This is a genomic window from Klebsiella michiganensis, assembly GCF_015139575.1.
Taxonomy (GTDB): Bacteria; Pseudomonadota; Gammaproteobacteria; order Enterobacterales; family Enterobacteriaceae; genus Klebsiella; species Klebsiella michiganensis.
The window spans coordinates 2,426,033-2,443,151 of sequence record NZ_AP022547.1; the positions used below are offsets into that span (position 1 = coordinate 2,426,033).

General features: G+C 56.0%; 17 protein-coding genes, 1 other RNA gene and 1 other annotated feature. Of the genes, 12 read left to right on the top strand and 6 right to left on the bottom strand.

Annotated elements, in window-relative coordinates; translation table 11 throughout:
- Window positions 1-81: 81 nt before the first annotated feature.
- From rpmI to btuC, 7 genes are all read left to right on the top strand, one after another.
- On the top strand, window positions 82-279 hold the full coding sequence (rpmI, locus tag JLG71_RS11420; protein WP_001124225.1) for a 50S ribosomal protein L35: 198 nt from the start codon (window positions 82-84) through the stop codon (window positions 277-279).
- Between the two features lie 50 nt (window positions 280-329).
- Window positions 330-686 (top strand): 50S ribosomal protein L20, encoded by a 357-nt coding sequence (gene rplT / locus JLG71_RS11425; RefSeq protein WP_004102963.1) that lies wholly within the window; start codon window positions 330-332, stop codon window positions 684-686.
- A 118-nt stretch (window positions 687-804) separates the two neighbouring features.
- Window positions 805-930, top strand: a sequence feature (Phe leader region).
- Entirely contained in the window at window positions 810-854 is a 45-nt protein-coding gene (gene pheM, locus JLG71_RS11430) for a pheST operon leader peptide PheM (RefSeq protein WP_001386830.1), read from the top strand. It overlaps the preceding feature by 45 nt.
- Window positions 931-1,083: 153 nt before the next feature.
- Window positions 1,084-2,067, top strand: coding sequence for a phenylalanine--tRNA ligase subunit alpha (pheS, locus tag JLG71_RS11435; RefSeq protein WP_004851795.1), 984 nt, complete (start codon window positions 1,084-1,086; stop codon window positions 2,065-2,067).
- Between the two features lie 15 nt (window positions 2,068-2,082).
- A complete protein-coding gene (gene pheT / locus JLG71_RS11440) occupies window positions 2,083-4,470 on the top strand; it encodes a phenylalanine--tRNA ligase subunit beta (protein WP_200914216.1) in 2,388 nt (795 codons plus the stop codon).
- A gap of 4 nt (window positions 4,471-4,474) precedes the next feature.
- On the top strand, window positions 4,475-4,774 hold the full coding sequence (gene ihfA, locus JLG71_RS11445; protein WP_004851790.1) for an integration host factor subunit alpha: 300 nt from the start codon (window positions 4,475-4,477) through the stop codon (window positions 4,772-4,774).
- A 100-nt stretch (window positions 4,775-4,874) separates the two neighbouring features.
- Window positions 4,875-5,861: a vitamin B12 ABC transporter permease BtuC gene (btuC, locus tag JLG71_RS11450; protein ID WP_009653750.1), complete on the top strand. Its 987-nt coding sequence runs from the start codon at window positions 4,875-4,877 to the stop codon at window positions 5,859-5,861.
- Between the two features lie 26 nt (window positions 5,862-5,887).
- On the opposite strand, the gene JLG71_RS11455 is transcribed toward btuC, so the two are convergent.
- On the bottom strand, window positions 5,888-6,688 hold the full coding sequence (locus JLG71_RS11455; protein WP_014229729.1) for a MetQ/NlpA family ABC transporter substrate-binding protein: 801 nt from the start codon (window positions 6,686-6,688) through the stop codon (window positions 5,888-5,890).
- Between the two features lie 224 nt (window positions 6,689-6,912).
- On the opposite strand from JLG71_RS11455, the gene JLG71_RS11460 reads away from it, so the two are divergent.
- The 4 genes from JLG71_RS11460 (at window position 6,913) to selO (ending at window position 10,363) form a co-directional block, all read left to right on the top strand.
- Window positions 6,913-7,464, top strand: a complete 552-nt coding sequence (locus JLG71_RS11460) for a glutathione peroxidase (protein ID WP_025108225.1) — start codon at window positions 6,913-6,915, stop codon at window positions 7,462-7,464.
- Window positions 7,464-8,213 carry a vitamin B12 ABC transporter ATP-binding protein BtuD gene (btuD, locus tag JLG71_RS11465; protein ID WP_025108224.1) on the top strand — a complete coding sequence of 250 codons (750 nt, stop codon included), beginning with the start codon at window positions 7,464-7,466 and terminating at the stop codon, window positions 8,211-8,213. The genes JLG71_RS11460 and btuD overlap by 1 nt, the downstream gene beginning before the upstream one ends.
- A gap of 81 nt (window positions 8,214-8,294) precedes the next feature.
- A complete protein-coding gene (locus JLG71_RS11470) occupies window positions 8,295-8,759 on the top strand; it encodes an NlpC/P60 family protein (protein ID WP_004134084.1) in 465 nt (154 codons plus the stop codon).
- A 161-nt stretch (window positions 8,760-8,920) separates the two neighbouring features.
- Entirely contained in the window at window positions 8,921-10,363 is a 1,443-nt protein-coding gene (selO, locus tag JLG71_RS11475; protein ID WP_200914217.1) for a protein adenylyltransferase SelO, read from the top strand.
- A 34-nt stretch (window positions 10,364-10,397) separates the two neighbouring features.
- On the opposite strand, the gene hemP is transcribed toward selO, so the two are convergent.
- The 3 genes from hemP to ppsR all read right to left on the bottom strand — a co-directional run bounded on the left by hemP (window position 10,398) and on the right by ppsR (window position 12,776).
- Window positions 10,398-10,577 (bottom strand): hemin uptake protein HemP, encoded by a 180-nt coding sequence (gene hemP, locus JLG71_RS11480; protein ID WP_160741222.1) that lies wholly within the window; start codon window positions 10,575-10,577, stop codon window positions 10,398-10,400.
- A gap of 165 nt (window positions 10,578-10,742) precedes the next feature.
- A complete protein-coding gene (gene aroH / locus JLG71_RS11485) occupies window positions 10,743-11,789 on the bottom strand; it encodes a 3-deoxy-7-phosphoheptulonate synthase AroH (RefSeq protein ID WP_025108222.1) in 1,047 nt (348 codons plus the stop codon).
- A 153-nt stretch (window positions 11,790-11,942) separates the two neighbouring features.
- Complete coding sequence (gene ppsR / locus JLG71_RS11490; RefSeq protein ID WP_004851771.1) at window positions 11,943-12,776, bottom strand: posphoenolpyruvate synthetase regulatory kinase/phosphorylase PpsR; 834 nt, start codon at window positions 12,774-12,776, stop codon at window positions 11,943-11,945.
- A 342-nt stretch (window positions 12,777-13,118) separates the two neighbouring features.
- Here ppsR and ppsA point away from each other — a divergent pair, with 342 nt between their 5' ends.
- Window positions 13,119-15,497 carry a phosphoenolpyruvate synthase gene (gene ppsA, locus JLG71_RS11495; RefSeq protein WP_014229722.1) on the top strand — a complete coding sequence of 793 codons (2,379 nt, stop codon included), beginning with the start codon at window positions 13,119-13,121 and terminating at the stop codon, window positions 15,495-15,497.
- A gap of 83 nt (window positions 15,498-15,580) precedes the next feature.
- Here ppsA and rprA read toward each other — a convergent pair.
- An RNA gene (rprA, locus tag JLG71_RS11500) (antisense sRNA RprA) lies at window positions 15,581-15,688 on the bottom strand.
- Between the two features lie 212 nt (window positions 15,689-15,900).
- Complete coding sequence (gene ydiK / locus JLG71_RS11505; protein WP_032749896.1) at window positions 15,901-17,022, bottom strand: AI-2E family transporter YdiK; 1,122 nt, start codon at window positions 17,020-17,022, stop codon at window positions 15,901-15,903.
- Window positions 17,023-17,119 lie beyond the last annotated feature (97 nt).

Below are 17,119 nucleotides of genomic sequence, written 5' to 3' on the forward strand. Positions count from 1 at the left end.
ATGTCTGTGGAGCCTGCGGGTTCCGCAGCCGTTGTTCGCCTATGTTTCGTTTATTAACAATGCGAAGTGGAAGTTATTAAAATGCCAAAAATTAAGACCGTACGCGGTGCTGCTAAGCGCTTCAAAAAAACCGGTAAAGGTGGTTTTAAGCACAAGCACGCTAACCTGCGTCACATTCTGACCAAAAAAGCTACCAAGCGTAAACGTCACCTGCGTCCGAAAGCCATGGTTTCTAAAGGCGATCTGGGCCTGGTCATCGCGTGCCTGCCGTACGCATAAGTCGTTAACCCTTTTAACTTTTTAATTAGAATAGATACAGGAGAGCACATATGGCTCGCGTAAAACGTGGTGTAGTTGCCCGTGCACGTCACAAGAAAATTTTGAAACAAGCTAAAGGCTACTACGGTGCGCGTTCTCGCGTATACCGCGTTGCCTTCCAGGCTGTTATCAAAGCTGGTCAGTACGCTTATCGTGACCGTCGTCAGAAAAAGCGTCAGTTCCGTCAACTGTGGATTGCGCGTATCAACGCAGCAGCACGTCAGAACGGTATTTCTTACAGCAAATTCATCAACGGCCTGAAAAAAGCCTCTGTTGAAATCGACCGTAAGATCCTGGCTGACATCGCCGTATTCGACAAATTAGCGTTCACCGCGCTGGTCGAAAAAGCGAAAGCAGCTCTGGCATAAGCCAGTTGAAAGAGGGAGCTTGTCTCCCTCTTTTCGTTTCAACACTATCAATACATTGACTTTTATCCGCGTAAGCTTTTCAATATCGATCTTACGTTTTTTACCAGACAAGGTAATGCAAGCATGAATGCTGCTATTTTCCGCTTCTTTTTTTACTTTAGCACCTGAACTCAGGAGGCTAGCGCGTGAAAGAAGAAACGGAAAACAGCGCCAAAAAGCCTCCCACTGTGGAGGCTTTTTTTGTATCTGAACTGGCTTGTTCTATTTCAAGCTCCAGACGTGTGGATTGACCGGGTCATTCGGGCAAATGGCGAATGACCCGCCGTCTGCGGCTCGAAATAGTGAAAGCAAAATAATAACCATAACCGGTGTCTGCACCGACATAATGAGGAAAACCATGTCACATCTCGCAGAGCTGGTTGCCAGTGCGAAGGCAGCCATTAACGAGGCATCAGATGTTGCTGCGCTGGACAACGTCCGCGTGGAATACCTGGGTAAAAAAGGGCTCCTGACCCTTCAGATGACGACCCTGCGTGAGCTGCCTGCTGAAGAGCGCCCGGCAGCCGGCGCGGTTATCAACGAAGCGAAAGAGCAGGTCCAGCAGGCGCTTAACGCGCGTAAGTCAGATCTTGAAAGCGCCGCTCTTAACGCGCGCCTGGCCTCGGAGACCATCGATGTCTCTCTGCCGGGGCGTCGTATTGAGAACGGTGGCCTGCATCCGGTGACCCGTACCATCGATCGTATTGAAAGTTTCTTCGGTGAGCTCGGCTTTACCGTCGCGACTGGCCCGGAAATCGAAGATGACTACCACAACTTCGATGCGCTGAATATTCCTGGCCACCATCCGGCACGCGCTGACCACGACACTTTCTGGTTTGATGCCACGCGCCTGCTGCGTACGCAAACCTCAGGCGTGCAGATCCGCACCATGGCTAACCAGCAGCCGCCGATCCGCATTATTGCGCCAGGCCGCGTCTATCGTAACGACTACGATCAGACCCACACCCCAATGTTCCATCAGATGGAAGGCCTGATCGTTGATACCAACATCAGCTTTACCAACCTGAAGGGAACGCTGCACGATTTCCTGCGTAACTTCTTTGAAGAAGATCTGCAGATTCGTTTTCGTCCGTCCTATTTCCCGTTCACCGAGCCGTCGGCCGAAGTCGACGTTATGGGGAAAAACGGGAAATGGCTGGAAGTGCTCGGCTGTGGGATGGTGCATCCAAACGTACTGCGCAACGTGGGTATCGATCCGGAAATCTATTCCGGCTTTGCCTTCGGCATGGGTATGGAGCGTCTGACCATGCTGCGCTACGGCGTGACCGACTTACGCGCGTTCTTCGAAAACGATCTGCGTTTCCTCAAACAGTTTAAATAAGGGCAGGACAGAACAATGAAATTCAGTGAACTGTGGTTACGCGAGTGGGTTAACCCAGCTATCGATAGCGAAGCGCTGTCGGACCAGATAACGATGGCCGGCCTTGAGGTTGACGGCGTTGAACCGGTTGCGGGCAGCTTCAACGGCGTTGTCGTTGGGGAAGTGGTTGAGTGCGCTCAGCACCCTAATGCTGACAAGCTGCGCGTCACAAAAATTAACGTCGGCGGCGAACGCCTGCTGGACATCGTCTGCGGTGCGCCAAACTGCCGTCAGGGCCTGAAGGTTGCCGTTGCAACCATCGGTGCCGTACTGCCGGGCGATTTTAAAATTAAAGCGGCAAAGCTGCGCGGCGAGCCGTCGGAAGGCATGCTGTGCTCCTTCTCCGAACTGGGGATCTCCGACGATCACAGCGGTATTATTGAACTGCCCGCCGATGCGCCGCTGGGTACCGATATCCGCGAATACCTGAAGCTCGACGATAACACTATCGAAATCAGCGTCACGCCGAACCGTGCCGACTGCCTGGGTATTATCGGCATTGCCCGCGATGTCGCCGTGCTCAACAAGGCGCCACTACATGTCCCGGAAATGACTCCGGTGGCCGCAACCATCGACGACGTTCTGCCAATTCAGGTCGATGCGCCGGAAGCATGCCCGCGCTACCTGGGCCGTGTGGTAAAAGGCATTAATGTCAAAGCGCCGACGCCGTTATGGATGAAAGAGAAGCTGCGCCGCTGCGGCATTCGCTCCATCGATGCCGTGGTTGACGTGACCAACTATGTTCTGCTCGAGCTCGGTCAGCCGATGCACGCCTTCGATAAAGACCGCATTGAAGGCGGAATTATCGTGCGTATGGCGCATGAAGGCGAAACCCTGGTCCTGCTCGACGGCTCCGAGGCTAAGCTGGATACCGATACTCTGGTTATTGCTGACCACCAGAAAGCCCTGGCTATGGGCGGAATTTTCGGCGGCGAGCACTCCGGCGTAAACGATGAAACGCAAAACGTTCTGCTGGAATGCGCGTTCTTCAGCCCGCTGTCCATTACCGGCCGCGCCCGCCGTCATGGTCTGCATACCGATGCTTCCCACCGCTACGAGCGCGGCGTGGACTCCGCGCTGCAGTATCAGGCAATGGAGCGCGCAACCCGCCTGCTGATGGATATTTGCGGCGGTGAAGCGGGCCCGATTATTGACGTGACCAATGAAGCGACTCTGCCGAAGCCTGCGACCATCCGCCTTCGCCGCAGCAAACTGGATCGTCTGATTGGCCATCACATTGAAGATGAGCAGGTTAGCGACATTCTGCGTCGTCTGGGCTGTGAAGTTACCGAAGGCCAGGATGAGTGGCATGCCGTGGCGCCGAGCTGGCGTTTCGACATGGAGATCGAAGAAGACCTGGTCGAAGAGGTTGCCCGCGTCTATGGCTATAACAATATTCCTGACGAACCGGTGCAAGCGGGCCTGATCATGGGCAGCCACCGCGAAGCGGATCTGTCGCTTAAGCGCGTGAAAACGCTGCTCAACGACAAAGGCTATCAGGAAGTGATTACCTACAGCTTTGTTGACCCGAAAGTACAGCAGTGGATCCACGCCGGTGAAGAAGCGCTGATTCTGCCGAGCCCGATCTCCAGCGAAATGTCGGCGATGCGTCTGTCATTGTGGACCGGTCTGCTCGGGACGGTGGTCTACAACCAGAATCGCCAGCAGAGCCGCGTCCGCATCTTTGAGAGCGGCTTACGCTTTGTTCCCGATACGCAGGCCCCTCTGGGTATTCGCCAGGACGTGATGCTGGCTAGCGTCATCTGCGGTAACCGCTATGAAGAACACTGGAACCTGGCAAAAGAAACCGTCGATTTCTATGATTTAAAAGGCGATCTGGAGTCCGTTCTCGACCTCACGGGTAAACTGTCCGACATCGAATTCCGCATCGAAGCCAATAATGCGCTTCATCCGGGCCAGTCGGCGGCGATTTATCTGAAAGGTGAACGTATTGGTTTTATTGGGGTTGTTCATCCCGAGCTGGAACGTAAACTGGATCTGAACGGCCGCACGTTGGTGTTCGAGCTGGAGTGGAACAAGCTTGCAGACCGCGTGGTGCCTCAGGCGCGTGAAGTTTCTCGCTTCCCGGCGAACCGTCGCGACATCGCTGTCGTTGTGGCAGAAAACGTTCCCGCAGCCGATGTTTTAGCCGAGTGTAAGAAAGTTGGCGTAAATCAGGTAGTTGGCGTAAACTTATTTGACGTGTACCGCGGCAAGGGCGTAGCGGAAGGTTTCAAAAGCCTCGCTATCAGCCTTATCCTCCAGGATACCAGCCGTACACTCGAAGAAGAGGAGATTGCCGCTACCGTCGCCAAATGTGTAGAGGCATTGAAAGAGCGATTCCAGGCATCATTGAGGGATTGAACCTATGGCGCTTACAAAAGCTGAAATGTCAGAATATCTGTTTGATAAGCTTGGGCTTAGCAAGCGGGATGCCAAAGAGCTGGTAGAGTTGTTTTTCGAAGAAGTCCGTCGCGCTCTGGAAAACGGAGAGCAGGTAAAACTCTCCGGGTTCGGCAACTTCGATTTGCGAGATAAGAACCAACGCCCGGGCCGTAACCCGAAAACGGGAGAGGATATTCCTATTACAGCCCGGCGTGTGGTGACCTTCAGACCCGGACAGAAGTTAAAAAGCCGTGTCGAAAACGCTTCACCCAGAGAGAAATGATCTGGACTGACTAATCAAAAAGGCCGCTATGCGGCCTTTTTTCTTTTCCTGGCCGAATACCGTAAAATCAATCACATCCTTTTTCTCAACTCAGAAATCTATGCTGACCTTTGCTCAAACTCAACGGCGCCGCAACCGGCGCTGGCTTGCGGTATTAACGTTGCTGCTGCTGGTTACGTCGACCATCAGCCTGTGCGCGGGCGACCAGTGGATTGGCCCCGGTGAATGGTTTAGCGCCAAAGGCGAGCTGTTTATCTGGCAGATTCGTTTGCCGCGCACCCTGGCCGTCCTGCTGGTGGGCGCGGCGCTGGCGCTGTCCGGCGCGATTATGCAGGCGCTGTTTGAAAACCCGCTGGCGGAGCCCGGGCTGCTGGGGGTATCAAACGGCGCTGGGGTTGGCCTGATAGCCGCCGTGTTGCTGGGAAAAGGGCTGCTTCCGGGCTGGGCGCTGGGGCTGTGCGCCATCGCTGGCGCGCTGGTCATTACCTTTATTTTACTGCGTTTTGCCAGGCGGCATCTCTCGACCAGCCGCCTGCTGCTGGCGGGCGTGGCGCTCGGTATCATATGCAGCGCGCTGATGACCTGGGCGGTCTACTTCTCAACCTCTTTCGATCTCCGCCAGCTGATGTACTGGATGATGGGCGGCTTTGGCGGCGTGGACTGGCAGCAGCTGTGGCTGATGCTGGCCCTGCTGCCGGTGCTGGCCTGGGTGTGCCTGCAATCGCAGCCTCTTAATCTGTTAGCGCTGGGGGAGGTTTCCGCACGCCAGCTGGGGCTGCCGCTGTGGCTATGGCGTAAAGTGCTGGTGGTGGCGACCGGCTGGCTGGTGGGCGTCAGCGTGGCGCTGGCCGGCGCGATCGGCTTTATTGGTCTGGTTATCCCGCATATCCTGCGCTTATGTGGTTTAAGCGATCACCGCGCGCTGCTTCCGGCCTGTTTGTTAGCGGGGGCCAGCGCGCTGCTGGGCGCGGATATTATCGCGCGTCTGGCGCTTTCGGCGGCGGAATTGCCGATTGGCGTGGTCACCGCCACCCTGGGCGCGCCGGTGTTTATCTGGTTATTGCTGAAATCAGGCCGCCCGCAGTGAGGGGCGGCCGTAATCGGTTGATACTATTACCAGCCCTTAATCGCATCGCCTTTGTAGACTTCCGCTGCCTTGTCGGCAACCTGCTGAGTCTGGAAGGCCTCTTTCAGCTCCTGGACTTTTTTGCTGTCTTTATTATCTTCGCGCGCAACAATGGCGTTGACGTACGGCGAGTCCGGGCCTTCCATAAATAGCCCATCGCGGGCAGCCGAGAGACCGGCCTGAGCGGAGAAGTTGGTGTTGATGATCGACAGGGCGACGTTCGGGTCATCAAGCGTACGGGTCAGCTGCGGCGTGTCGACTTCCACGATTTTCAGCTGCTTAGGATTGTCGATAATGTCCAGCGTCGTCGGCAGGTAGCCTGTACCCTCTTTCAGCTTGATTAAACCTTGCGCCTGCAGCAGCAGCAGGCTGCGGCCCAGGGTTGTGGTTTCGTTAGAGATGGAAATCGTCGCGCCGTCAGGCAGTTCGCTGATATTTTTGATTTTCTTCGAGTAGGCGGCGATCGGGAAGACGAAGGTTTTACCGACAATGGCAAACTTATAGCCGCGCTCTTTTGATTGTGCCTCAAGGTAAGGCAGCGTCTGGAAGGCGTTAGCATCGACGTCTTTATTGTTCAGGGCTTCGTTCGGCAGAACGTAATCATTAAATGAGATTACCTCGACGTCGAGGTTGTATTTCTCTTTGGCCACCTGTTCTACGACTTTCCAGATAGCCTCATCCGGCCCGGTATTAATGGCGACTTTAATCTTATTATCTTCATCCGGCGAGCAGGCCGAAAGCAGCGTAACGGAGGCCGCGATTAACACCGCGCTAAACATCTTCTTCATCAATAAAACTCTCTTAAATTAACAATTAACGAAATGCTATTACATCCATCCACCACTGTACACTGAATTGCGCGCTCCCGGTGTTGAGATGAATTCATGTTGTGCTGCCTGTTACATCAAGAGACACTCCCGGGGGATTCAAAGTAGAATGACCCAGTCTGAATCCGCTACAGTAGATAGGGATCACCTGAAGCAGTAACCGGTATATTCACTGAGGGAAGGCTATGCAACACGATATTCTCAATACTGAAGTCACCACCATTGATGGTGAGAAAACAACGCTCACCCCGTGGGCAGGCAAAGTCCTGTTGATTGTCAACGTCGCGTCAAAGTGCGGCCTGACGCCGCAGTATGAGCAGTTGGAGGCGCTGCAAAAAGATTTAGAAAGCGAAGGTTTTAGCGTACTGGGCTTTCCGTGCAACCAGTTTCTGGGTCAGGAGCCGGGTAGCGAAGAAGAGATTAAAACGTTCTGTAGCACGACTTACGGCGTGACTTTCCCGATGTTCAGCAAAATTGACGTCAACGGCGAACATCGCGCGCCTCTGTACCAGAAGCTGGTTGAGGCCGCCCCGCAGGCTATCGCCCCGGAAGGCAGCGGTTTTTATGAGCGCATGGCCAGCAAAGGCAGAGCGCCGCTGTACGTGGATGATATTCTGTGGAACTTTGAAAAATTCCTCATCGGCCGCGATGGTCAGGTCATCGGCCGTTTCTCACCGGATATGACGCCGGATGATCCGCAGCTGGTGGCCGCTATTAAAGGAGCTTTAGCCAAATAATGCCGTTTTTGATGCAGCTACAGGATGTAGAAGAGGCGGGGCGGCTGGCGCCGTTTTCAGCCGATATCCGGCCGGGAGAGATCGTTCATCTGGTGGGGCCAAACGGGGCGGGGAAAAGCACGCTGCTGGCGCGTATGGCGGGGCTCTCTACCGGCCCGGGTCAGGTAAAACTGAATGGACGCCCGCTGAATGACTGGCTGGCGCCGGAGCTGGCGCGTCATCGGGCCTATTTAAGCCAACACCAGATGCCGCCCTTCGCCATGCCGGTTTGGCATTATCTGTCGCTGCATCTCCAGGACGACGCGCACAACGGGCTACTGACGACCATCGCGGAGAAGCTGGGCTTAGGCGACAAGCTTGGGCGCCAGGTGAATCACATCTCCGGCGGGGAGTGGCAGCGCGTGCGCCTGGCGGCGGTAATACTGCAGATTCATCGTCAGGCTAACGCGTCCGGACAGTTGCTATTGCTGGATGAACCGATGAACAGCCTGGACGTGGCGCAGCAGGCCGCGCTCGACCGACTGTTAAGCGAACTCTGCGCCTCGGGGATTGCCGTCGTGATGAGCAGCCACGACCTGAATCATACCCTCCGACACGCCCATCGCTCCTGGCTTATCTGCCGGGGGGAGACGATCGCCTGCGGCAGCACCGCCGAGGTATTAAGCGAAGAGAATTTAACCGCCGCCTATGCCATGGACTTCCAGCGGGTCGAGGTGGCGGGTCATCTTATGCTCGTTGCGTCACAGTAGCACGCAGTCAGCTTGCCAGCGAATTGATAAACAAGGTAAATTATCCTGCTATCAGGATAGGGAACAGAGGATTCGTCTGAGATGCGTTTTTGGCTCGTTTTGTGTGTTGCGTTATTTCTGGCGGGGTGTAGCAGCCACCGGGCGCCGCCGCCCAATCCACGGCTTGCTGATTCGATTACCGTTGTTGCTAACCTGAATGAGCAGCTAAGGAACTGGCGGGGAGCGCCGTATCGCTACGGCGGCATGTCGCCGCGCGGCGTTGATTGCTCCGGGTTTGTGCTGATGACCTTCCGCGATAAGTTCGCGTTGCAGCTGCCGCGTGAAACGCGTGAGCAGGCGGAGATCGGCACGAAAATCGATAAGAGCGAACTGCTGCCCGGCGATCTGGTCTTCTTCAAGACCGGTTCCGGAGAGAGCGGTCTGCACGTCGGTATTTACGACACGGATAACCAGTTTATCCACGCCTCTACCAGCCAGGGCGTGACGCGCTCGTCGCTGGATAATGTCTACTGGCATAAAAAATTCTGGCAGGCGCGAAGGATCTAGCCTCGATACGTCAAAGCGTAGCGTGGCGTTTTCTTGCCCGGCGGCGGTAACGCCTTACCGGGCAGCGCCACAACGCCCGTCTAGTCTTTTATCGCAATAACCCATCCAATCCTCCGTGTTAATAATTTGTTGAAAGCACTACACTGAAGGCAGGAGGAACCATGACCCTGTCTTTTACTACCCACTGGCGTGATGAACTGCCGGATTTTTACACCGCTTTAGCCCCTACGCCGCTGGAGAATGCGCGGCTTGTCTGGCACAACGCTCCGCTGGCGCGAACGCTGGGCGTTGACGCGTCGTTATTCAGCCCGCAGAAGGGCGCTGGCGTATGGGGCGGCGAAACGCTACTGCCGGGAATGTCGCCGCTGGCGCAGGTTTACAGCGGCCACCAGTTCGGCGCCTGGGCCGGGCAGCTCGGCGACGGGCGCGGTATTCTGCTCGGCGAACAGCAGCTCGCTGATGGTCGTCGCTTTGACTGGCACCTTAAAGGCGCCGGGCTCACTCCCTATTCGCGAATGGGCGACGGGCGGGCGGTGCTGCGCTCGACGATCCGCGAGGCGCTGGCCTCGGAAGCGATGCATGCGTTGGGCATTCCAACCACCCGCGCGCTGGCGATAGTGGCCAGCGATACGCCGGTATACCGCGAAACCGTCGAGCGCGGGGCAATGCTGATGCGGCTGGCGGAAAGCCACGTTCGTTTCGGCCATTTTGAGCATTTTTACTACCGTCGCGAGCCTCTGAAAGTGCAGCAGCTGGCGGATTACGTGATTCGTCACCACTGGCCGCATCTGCAAAATGAAGCGGATAAGTACCTTCTGTGGTTCAGTGACGTTGTCACCCGAACCGCGGAGATGATTGCCTGCTGGCAAACGGTGGGCTTTGCCCACGGGGTGATGAATACCGACAATATGTCGATTCTCGGCCTGACGATGGACTACGGTCCGTACGGTTTCCTTGATGATTTCCAGCCTGGCTTTATCTGTAACCACTCCGATTATCAGGGGCGCTACCGCTTTGATAATCAGCCGGCGGTAGGGCTATGGAACCTGCAACGGCTGGCGCAGACGCTCTCGCCGCTTATCAGCGCTGAGGCGCTGAACGGCGCGCCGGATAGTTACCAGCATGCCCTGCTGACGGCGTATGGCCGCCGCATGCGCGACAAGCTCGGATTGTTTACCCAGCAAAAAGGGGATAACGAACTGCTGGACGGCCTGTTTGCGCTGATGGAACGCGAGGGCAGCGACTATACGCGGACCTTCCGGATGCTCAGCTCCAGCGAGCAGGAGAGCGCCGCCTCGCCGCTACGCGATGAGTTTATCGACCGCGAGACGTTCGATAGCTGGTTTACCGCTTACCGCGCGCGCCTGCGCGATGAACAGGTTGACGATGCGCAAAGGCAGGCGCGCATGCGCAGCGTGAACCCGGCGATCGTGCTGCGTAACTGGCTGGCTCAGCGGGCCATTGAACAGGCGGAGCAGGGGGATATGAGCGAGCTGGAGCGCCTGCATAGCGCACTCTCTCACCCCTTTGCCGATCGGACGGATGAGTATATTCAGCGTCCACCGGACTGGGGAAGGCGTCTTGAAGTAAGCTGTTCCAGCTAGCGATCGTTATCCCTGCCTTTATCGGCGGGGATAATTATTTGGTCAGGATCAGCTTACCCGAATGGGTCTGACGCAGCAGGTAGCGCTGACCGCGATGTTCAATCACCACCCGTCCCTCGCTGCCTAATAATGTCCGGCTGCTTATCTCTTTGTCCGTCGGCACCGGATACGGGGCATTGTCTGTTGTTTTTTCTGCTGTGGCAGTGTTATCCATACGCGTCATAGCACTAAAAATAAAAATCAAGGCAACAATGATAATCATTATCAATAATGTTGTTTTTCACGCAAGCTTTATTTAGCGGAATACCAGATTTAGCAGGTGTCGGGCCGGTCGATGGCGGAAAATCGCTCCCCACCGCGCGTACGGTGGGGAGGGGAACTACAGGCGGGTGGCGGTGGCGGCGGCTAATTCATCCAGCAGCCGTTCGCTATCGTCCCAGCTCAGGCAGGGATCGGTAATCGATTGTCCCCAGGTCAGCGGCTGGCCCGCGACGACCTTCTGCGTGCCTTCCTGAAGGAAACTCTCGGCCATGATCCCGGCGATGGCGGTCGAGCCGGCGCGGATCTGCTGGCAGATGTCGGCGCAAACGTCCAGCTGACGGCGGTGCTGTTTCTGGCAATTGCCGTGGCTAAAATCCACCACCAGCTGTTCCGGCAGGTCGAACTCCGCCAGCGCTTCCCCGGCGGCGGCGATATCGGCGGCGTGGTAATTCGGCTTTTTACCGCCGCGCATAATGATATGGCCGTACGGATTGCCGCTGGTCTGGTAGATGGTCATCTGTCCCTGCTTATCCGGCGACAGGAACATATGGCTGGCGCGGGAAGCGCGGATCGCATCAACGGCGATACGGGTATTGCCATCGGTACCGTTCTTAAAGCCTACCGGGCACGAGAGCGCCGAGGCCATTTCGCGGTGGATCTGGCTCTCGGTCGTACGCGCGCCGATAGCGCCCCAGCTTATCAGGTCGGCAATAAACTGCCCGGTCACCATATCGAGAAACTCGGTGGCGGTCGGCACGCCCAGTTCATTGACCTGCAGCAGCAGGCTACGCGCCAGCTCAAGGCCGTGATTCACCCGATAGCTGCCGTTCAGGTCGGGGTCGGAGATCAGCCCCTTCCAGCCAACCACCGTACGCGGCTTCTCAAAATAGGTACGCATCACGATTTCCAGCTGCGGCTGGTAACGTTCGCGCATACCCTGCAGGCGGCGCGCATACTCCATCGCCGCATCAATATCGTGAATGGAACAGGGACCGATCACCACCAGCAGGCGGCGATCTTCACCGTTGAGGATTTTCTCGATTCGGCGGCGTGAGGCGGAAACGTGTGCGGCAACGTCGGCAGACACTGGATGCCGCTGAGCCAGTTCCGCAGGCGTTACCAGGCTTTCAATGCGCGCGGTACGCAATTCGTCTGTTTTATTCATTGGGGTCTCAAAATCTGTTTCTTCCGCGGCGAAAATGCCGGGAAGTGATGCGCATCACGATAAACCAATCCCCGCTTATTGCAAGAGCAGGGCATGATCCTGTATAGGGCTCAGGTGATAGCATAAACAAATTTTTAATAATGTACTAGTGTGTTAGTACATTCTGCGGCTTAACCCCATAATATCCATGATTTTGGTAGCGATCTCTTCCACGGAATAGTTGGTACTGTTCAGGCAAGGTATCTTGTTTTTGCGGTAAAGCGCCTCGACTTCGGTCACTTCCATCCGGCACTGGCGCATGGAAGCATAGCGGCTGTTTTCCCGCCGCTCTTCGCGGATGGCCGCCAGGCGCTCCGGATTGATCGTTAAGCCGAAGAGTTTGTGCTGTAGCGGCTTAAGCGAAGCCGGAAGAATCAGGTTGTCCATATCATCGGCGATAAACGGGTAGTTAGCGGCGCGGATACCGTACTGCATCGCCAGATACAGGCTGGTGGGGGTTTTCCCGCAGCGCGAAACGCCGAGGAGGATCACCTGGGCCTGATCGAGATTACGCAGAGAAATTCCGTCATCGTGGGCAAGGGTGTAGTCGATAGCGGCGATACGCGCGTCGTATTTGTTCAGGTTACCGGGCGTCAGGCCGTGGGTGCGGTGAGCGATTGGCGTCGGATCGAGGCGCAGCTCCTGCTGCAGGGGGGCCACCAGCGCCTGGACGATATCCTGACAAAAGCCTTCGCTTTGTAGGATGATGTCGCGGATTTCCGGCAGCACGATGGAGTAGAACACCAGCGGTCTAATGCCGGTCTGCTGGAAAATCGCGTCGATTTGCTCCTTCACGGCGCGCGCGCGGCTAATATTTTCGACAAACGGCAGGGTTACGCTGCTGGTGGCGACCGGGAATTGCGACATGACCGCATGACCCAGAACTTCCGCCGTAATAGCGGTACCGTCGGAAATATAAAATACGTGGCGATCTACAGCACTTTCCATTTTGACCATCCGGTATAATGAGTTTAATTGTCTGAAAGCTGATATTAAATTTAAGCATAACGCTCCAGGCTTTGTCTCATATTTAAAAAATGAAACGCTATTTTTATTTTTAATGAAAAGGTGAGTTCATTTTTCGCAACTGCGTATCTTTTGTATCAAATTTCATCAGATTTCTGAAGAATCATTAGCTTAGCTATATCTGGCAAAGAATCCTAAAAACGAAAAAATAATTTGCTTGAACGATTCACCGTTTCTTTCAGCTGGATAAATATGTCAGGATAAATCTCGTAGTCGATCGTGAATTATTTATCACTGGTATTAAATCACAAAAGGATTGTCTCGATGTCCAACAATGGCTCGTCACCGCTGGTGCTTTGGTATAACCAACTCGGCATGAATGATGTAGACAGGGTTGGGGGCAAAAATGCCTCCCTTGGTGAAATGATTACAAATCTGTCGGGTATGGGCGTGTCCGTACCGAACGGGTTTGCCACCACCGCTGATGCCTTTAATCAGTTTTTGGACCAAAGCGGTGTTAACCAGCGCATTTATGAACTGCTGGATGAAACCGACATTGACGACGTTTCCGCATTAGCGAAAGCGGGCGCACAGATCCGTCAGTGGATCATTGATACGCCGTTCCAGAGCGAACTGGAAAATGCGATTCGCGATGCCTATACCCAGCTGTCCGCCGATGACGCTGAGGCCTCCTTTGCCGTGCGCTCCTCCGCGACGGCGGAAGATATGCCGGACGCCTCCTTCGCCGGTCAGCAGGAGACATTCCTTAACGTGCAGGGCTTTGACGCCGTGCTCGTCGCGGTGAAGCACGTGTTTGCTTCGCTGTTTAACGATCGCGCCATTTCCTACCGCGTGCATCAGGGATACGATCACCGCGGGGTGGCGCTCTCCGCCGGGGTGCAGAGGATGGTGCGCTCCGATCTGGCCTCGTCCGGCGTGATGTTCTCCATCGATACCGAATCCGGTTTTGATCAGGTGGTGTTTATCACCTCCGCCTGGGGGCTCGGCGAGATGGTGGTGCAGGGGGCGGTGAACCCCGATGAGTTCTACGTCCATAAACCCACGCTGGAAGCGGGCCGGCCGGCAATCGTACGCCGCACCATGGGGTCGAAAAAGATCCGCATGGTTTACGCCCCTACCCAGGAGCACGGCAAGCAGGTGCGTATCGAAGACGTGCCGCAGGCGCAGCGCGACGTCTTCTCGTTAACCGATGCGGAAGTGCAGGAGCTGGCGCAGCAAGCGGTTCAAATCGAGAAGCACTACAACCGTCCGATGGATATCGAATGGGCGAAAGACGGGCATACCGGTAAGCTGTTTATCGTGCAGGCGCGTCCGGAGACCGTCCGTTCCCGCGGCCAGGTGATGGAGCGCTATACCCTCCATGCGCAAGGACAGATTATTTCGGAAGGGCGCGCGATCGGCCATCGTATCGGCGCGGGTCCGGTGAAGGTCATTCACGATATCAGCGAAATGAACCGCATCGAGCCCGGCGACGTGCTGGTGACCGACATGACCGACCCGGACTGGGAGCCGATCATGAAAAAGGCGGCGGCGATCGTCACCAACCGCGGCGGGCGTACCTGTCATGCGGCGATTATCGCGCGTGAGCTGGGGATCCCTGCGGTAGTGGGCTGCGGTAACGCCACCGATCGCATCCAGGAAAACCAGAATGTGACCGTCTCCTGCGCTGAGGGCGATACCGGCTACGTGTATGCCGAAATCCTCGACTTCAGCGTCAAGAGCTCCACCGTTGGCGATATGCCGGATCTGCCGCTGAAGATCATGATGAACGTCGGTAACCCGGACCGCGCCTTCGACTTTGCCTGCCTGCCGAACGAAGGCGTGGGCCTGGCGCGTCTGGAGTTCATCATCAACCGTATGATTGGCGTCCACCCGCGCGCGCTGCTGGAGTTCGACGATCAGGAGCCGGGGCTGCAGAATGAAATCCGCGAGCTGATGAAAGGCTACGACTCGCCGAAAGAGTTCTACGTCGGTCGCCTGACCGAAGGGATCTCCACCCTTGGCGCGGCATTTTTCCCGAAACGGGTGATTGTGCGTCTTTCCGACTTTAAGTCTAACGAATACGCCAACCTGGTCGGCGGCGAACGTTACGAGCCGGAAGAAGAGAACCCGATGCTGGGCTTCCGCGGGGCCGGCCGCTATGTGTCAGAAAGCTTCCGCGACTGCTTCGCGCTGGAGTGTGAAGCGGTTAAGCGGGTGCGTAACGACATGGGCCTGACCAACGTCGAAATCATGGTGCCGTTTGTCCGGACCGTCGCGCAGGCAAAAGCGGTGGTTGAAGAGCTGGAACGCCAGGGCCTCAAGCGCGGCGAAAACGGCCTGAAGCTGATTATGATGTGTGAGATCCCATCGAATGCGCTGCTGGCTGAACAGTTCCTCGAATACTTCGACGGCTTCTCTATTGGTTCTAACGACATGACGCAGCTGGCGCTGGGGCTGGATCGCGACTCCGGCGTGGTCTCCGAGCTGTTCGATGAGCGTAACGACGCGGTGAAAGCGCTGCTGTCGATGGCCATCCGCGCGGCGAAGAAGCAGGGCAAGTACGTCGGTATCTGCGGACAGGGTCCGTCTGACCATGAAGATTTTGCCGCCTGGCTGATGGAAGAGGGGATCGATAGCCTTTCCCTGAACCCCGACACGGTCGTGCAAACCTGGCTCGGCCTGGCAGAGCTGAATAAGTAAGTTCTCGCTAAAACAGGCAACTGGATACTCCCCGTCAGCTCAGCAGTGGCGGGGATTTTTTGTTTTTGGGGAACAGAAAACGGACAAAAAAAAGCCCATCGTGGGAGATGGGCAAAGACTACACACAGCAATTCGTTGTTTCACTCAGGGGATTTCCATGCTTATAAATCAATGCGTTGATTTATAACCGTGAGCTAATACTAGGCACTGAGGCTTTTTGCGTCGATCGGATTCCTCTCAATAGTTAAATTAAGGTAAAGAATCTGCGAAGCAAATGCGGTTAGCAGGCAGCGGGTGGTGGAATGACGTGAAAGATAGATTAGGATTTCTTAAGCTTTAAGGCTGTCGTGCCCGACATTGATAGGGACAGAGGGGCAAAAGGCGGGTTTCCCCGCCTTTTCACTTACTTATCCTGAGCGGCTCGGGTATTGAGCTCGCTCAGCTCCTCAAGCACCAGGTCGGGGTCCTTCGGCGGCGGCGGCGCTTCGTTAACCCACGCATCGTACAGTCGCCAGGAGACCGCCAGCAGCACCGGACCGATAAACAGCCCAATCATGCCGAACGCCACCAGGCCGCCGATAACGCCGGAAAGGATCAGAATCATCGGCAGGTCGGCACCCATACGAATCAACAGCGGACGGATAAAGTTATCCATGGTGCCGACAACGCAGCTCCAGACCAGCAGTACGGTGCCCCATGTGGTATCACCGCTCCAGTACAGCCAGATAATTGACGGTACCAGAACCAGCAAAGGACCCAGCTGCACAAGGCAGGTAAAGATCATCACCACGGTGAGCAGCGCGGCGTAAGGCACGCCGCTGACCGCAAGGCCAATACCGCCAAGCACCGCCTGGGCCAGGGCGGTGACGACCACCCCCAGCGCCACGGCGCGAATCGCCTGGCCGGCGAGGATCACCGCCGCATCGCCGCGTTTGGCCGCCAGACGGGTGGCAAAGTGGCGGAACCCATACGCAACCTGTTCGCCTCGCCAGTACAGCAAGGCGCTAAACAGCAGCATGAGTCCGCAGTAGACCAGCAGCTTGCCGATGTGCGCCGCCTGGCCAACAAACCATGTGGTGGTGGTGCCGAGATAGGGGCGAATTTTGACCATAATCGCCGTTCCCCCCATCTCCAGTAAATTGTGCCAGCCGGTATACAGCTTATCGCCAATCAGCGGAACGCTATTTAGCCACGCCAGATCCGGCGGCGTAAAGTTACCGCTGGTAATCACTTTTATTAATGGCGTGCTGTTATCCACCAGGCTGTTGACCAGCAGCGCAATAGGGATAACGAACAGTAAAAAGAGCAGCAGCGTCATCACCAGCACCGCCAGCGCGCGCTTGCCGAACAGCAGGCGCTGCAGGCGCAAAAGCACCGGCCAGGTGGCGATAACCACGGTACCGGCCCAGGCAAATGACAGGATAAATGGCTGAACGACCCACAGGCAGGAAATAATAATCAGGGACAAAAACAGCACCGACAGCAGAACTTGCGGTATGTCCCGGGGCTGATTGGGGTTAATCATGATAAAGTTTTACCTTTGCAGTCGCGTCACAAGGCTGACGCAGCGTAATTCCATGTACTGATAATAATATCAATATCTTCGCGCGCCTGATTTTGCC

Coding starts and splice junctions, on each gene's coding strand:
- selO (WP_200914217.1), top strand. CDS start 8,921: ATGACCCTGTCTTTTACTACCCACTGGCGTGATGAACTGCCGGATTTT.
- rplT (WP_004102963.1), top strand. CDS start 330: ATGGCTCGCGTAAAACGTGGTGTAGTTGCCCGTGCACGTCACAAGAAA.
- pheS (WP_004851795.1), top strand. CDS start 1,084: ATGTCACATCTCGCAGAGCTGGTTGCCAGTGCGAAGGCAGCCATTAAC.
- JLG71_RS11470 (WP_004134084.1), top strand. CDS start 8,295: ATGCGTTTTTGGCTCGTTTTGTGTGTTGCGTTATTTCTGGCGGGGTGT.
- btuD (WP_025108224.1), top strand. CDS start 7,464: ATGCCGTTTTTGATGCAGCTACAGGATGTAGAAGAGGCGGGGCGGCTG.
- JLG71_RS11460 (WP_025108225.1), top strand. CDS start 6,913: ATGCAACACGATATTCTCAATACTGAAGTCACCACCATTGATGGTGAG.
- JLG71_RS11455 (WP_014229729.1), bottom strand. CDS start 6,688: ATGAAGAAGATGTTTAGCGCGGTGTTAATCGCGGCCTCCGTTACGCTG.
- ppsA (WP_014229722.1), top strand. CDS start 13,119: ATGTCCAACAATGGCTCGTCACCGCTGGTGCTTTGGTATAACCAACTC.
- btuC (WP_009653750.1), top strand. CDS start 4,875: ATGCTGACCTTTGCTCAAACTCAACGGCGCCGCAACCGGCGCTGGCTT.
- rpmI (WP_001124225.1), top strand. CDS start 82: ATGCCAAAAATTAAGACCGTACGCGGTGCTGCTAAGCGCTTCAAAAAA.
- ydiK (WP_032749896.1), bottom strand. CDS start 17,022: ATGATTAACCCCAATCAGCCCCGGGACATACCGCAAGTTCTGCTGTCG.
- hemP (WP_160741222.1), bottom strand. CDS start 10,577: ATGGATAACACTGCCACAGCAGAAAAAACAACAGACAATGCCCCGTAT.
- ihfA (WP_004851790.1), top strand. CDS start 4,475: ATGGCGCTTACAAAAGCTGAAATGTCAGAATATCTGTTTGATAAGCTT.
- ppsR (WP_004851771.1), bottom strand. CDS start 12,776: ATGGAAAGTGCTGTAGATCGCCACGTATTTTATATTTCCGACGGTACC.
- aroH (WP_025108222.1), bottom strand. CDS start 11,789: ATGAATAAAACAGACGAATTGCGTACCGCGCGCATTGAAAGCCTGGTA.
- pheT (WP_200914216.1), top strand. CDS start 2,083: ATGAAATTCAGTGAACTGTGGTTACGCGAGTGGGTTAACCCAGCTATC.